The organism is Mesorhizobium sp. M1A.F.Ca.IN.020.03.2.1 (assembly GCF_004023205.1).
Lineage (GTDB): Bacteria > Pseudomonadota > Alphaproteobacteria > Rhizobiales > Rhizobiaceae > Mesorhizobium.
Window position 1 is genome coordinate 1 of record NZ_RZSV01000422.1, and the last position, 2100, is coordinate 2100.

General features: G+C 61.6%; 3 protein-coding genes and 1 pseudogene. 1 reads left to right on the forward strand and 3 read right to left on the reverse strand.

Annotation, left to right across the window (positions count from 1 at the left end):
- Both EOA79_RS31600 and EOA79_RS31605 read right to left on the reverse strand, forming a co-directional pair.
- Positions 1–564, reverse strand: a 564-nt coding sequence (locus EOA79_RS31600; RefSeq protein ID WP_164894052.1) for a YcjX family protein, incomplete at its 3' end; no start/stop codon positions are given.
- Between the two features lie 62 nt (positions 565–626).
- Entirely contained in the window at positions 627–1130 is a 504-nt protein-coding gene (locus EOA79_RS31605) for a histidine phosphatase family protein (RefSeq protein ID WP_095825312.1), read from the reverse strand.
- Between the two features lie 255 nt (positions 1131–1385).
- Between EOA79_RS31605 and dksA the strand changes: the two genes are divergently transcribed.
- Positions 1386–1802, forward strand: coding sequence for an RNA polymerase-binding protein DksA (gene dksA, locus EOA79_RS31610; protein WP_040972254.1), 417 nt, complete (start codon positions 1386–1388; stop codon positions 1800–1802).
- An 84-nt stretch (positions 1803–1886) separates the two neighbouring features.
- On the opposite strand, the pseudogene EOA79_RS33290 reads toward dksA, so the two are convergent.
- Positions 1887–2100, reverse strand: a pseudogene (locus tag EOA79_RS33290) (hypothetical protein); the annotation flags it as partial.

The window sequence follows — 2100 nt, forward strand, 5'->3', positions numbered from 1 at the left end:
GTCCGGATCGACCGAGGAGGCCAGCTCCTGCCACGCCTGTGACAGGTCGGAGCGGACCGGCAGGGCGGCCAGCTCCACCGCCTCGCGCGAAAAATCGGCGAAAGATTTACCGAGCAGCGGCAGGTCAAGCAGCCATTCGCCGGGATAATCGACGATGTCGATCGACAGCTTTCCGGCCGAAAACAGCCGGTTCCAGCCGGAGGCCGACTCGTATTCGATGGTCAGCCTCAGCTCTGAAATGGCGCGCGTCGAATCCGGCCAGACACGGTCGTCGACCAGGGCCGCGACATGGTCCTCGTACTGGAAGCGCGGGACGGCGTCGTCCGGCTGCTCCTCGAGCAAGGCGCGGGCGATGCGGCCCGATTTTTGCGCTTCGAACAGCGGCAGCCGCCCGCCATGGATAAGGTTATGGACGAGAGCGGAAATGAACACCGTCTTGCCGGCGCGGGAGAGGCCGGTGACGCCCAGTCGCAGGGATGGGGAGAAGAGCCCGGCGGCCCGGCCCGACAACGTGTCGAGCGCAATCCTCGCCTCGTCGGTGAAAGTGGTCAGCGATGATGCCAAATCTGCCTCTGGGTCGCCCGTCAGGGCCGATATAGGCCTTGGGCAAGGCGTTTGAAATGGTGTCAGAGATCGGCGGGACTGAGAAAGGCCTCGAGATAACCACGGCCTTGGCCTGCTTCACCGAGATTGCCGGGAAAACGCACGACGGCGAGTCCGGAATTGGGAAAGCCGTGGTTGAGCATGCCTCGCGCGGTCTCATCGCCGTCGCCCGACACCGCCATGGCTAGGTCCTCGGTCATCGGATTGTGGCCGATCACCAGCAATGAGCCGGCCCCGCTGTTCTTACGAATGATTTCGAGATAACCGGCGGCATCTTCGCTGTAGAGTGTGTCGAAGAACAGCACCCGGCCGGTGTCGGTGCGGCCCGCAAGGCCTTCCAGGGTCTGCCGTGCTCGCTTGGCGTTGGAGCAGAGAGTGACATCCGGCACGTAGTCGCGGGCCCGCATGGCGTCACCCATCGCCTCAGCGTCGGCCATGCCCGATTCGTCGAGCGGACGATCGAAGTCACGAACACCGGGCAGCGCCCATCCGGCTTTGGCATGCCTCAACAGATAAAGTCTGCTCAACCGGCTCCCCCTTTATGTTGAATACGCTGAGCGTTTTGGCGATTAGTCACCAGAACGGTGTCGTGCACAATGGCATAGGACGCGCAACCGCGCCGAATCGCTGATGATTTCGATCCCGACCGTTGAGAAATGGCCGCCGCGAATGCCTGCTGCTGCGAAGACTAACAAATGCGTGAAACTGTTATTGTTTCCGCTTGTGCAGCCCCTTGTCCGCGAATATATAGGCGCCAAATTTGGGGTTGTTGGGTGAGTCGAATGAACGACATCGTTACCGCCGATTACGTACCCTCCGAAGACGAGCCGTTCATGAACGAACGGCAGAAATCATACTTCCGCCAGAAGCTTATCACATGGAAGAATGACATCCTTCGCGAAGCGCGTGAAACACTCGAAATCCTCCAGCAAGAAAACGCCAACCATCCCGACCTAGCCGACCGCGCCTCTTCCGAAACCGACCGAGCCATCGAACTGCGCGCCCGCGATCGCCAGCGCAAGCTGATCTCGAAAATCGACTCCGCGCTGCAGCGCATCGACGAAGGCACCTATGGCTATTGCGAGGAAACCGGCGAGCCGATCGCGCTGAAGCGGCTCGACGCCCGCCCGATCGCGACGCTGTCGATCGAGGCGCAGGAGCGCCACGAACGCCGCGAGAAGGTCTACCGCGACGACTGACGCGGGTTGGGACAGACGCAGGTTTTGCGAAAATGGCCGGATCTTTCCGGCCATTTTCTTTTTTGAGCGGCAATCCTTTGGGGGTCAGCGTTTGTGGCTGGCCAGCTCGCCGAGAAGCTTGGTCATCTCGTCATCGAGCGAGGGCTTCGCCGCCGGCTTGCTTGCCGGTTTGGAATGGGACTCCTCCAACGATGCCTCGAGCTCGTGCATCAGTGTGTCGTCGATCGAGTCGTTGGAGGGCTGCGGCGGGGCCTGCCGGCCAGTGCCATTCGTCCCATACGCAGGGAGCGGCATGACT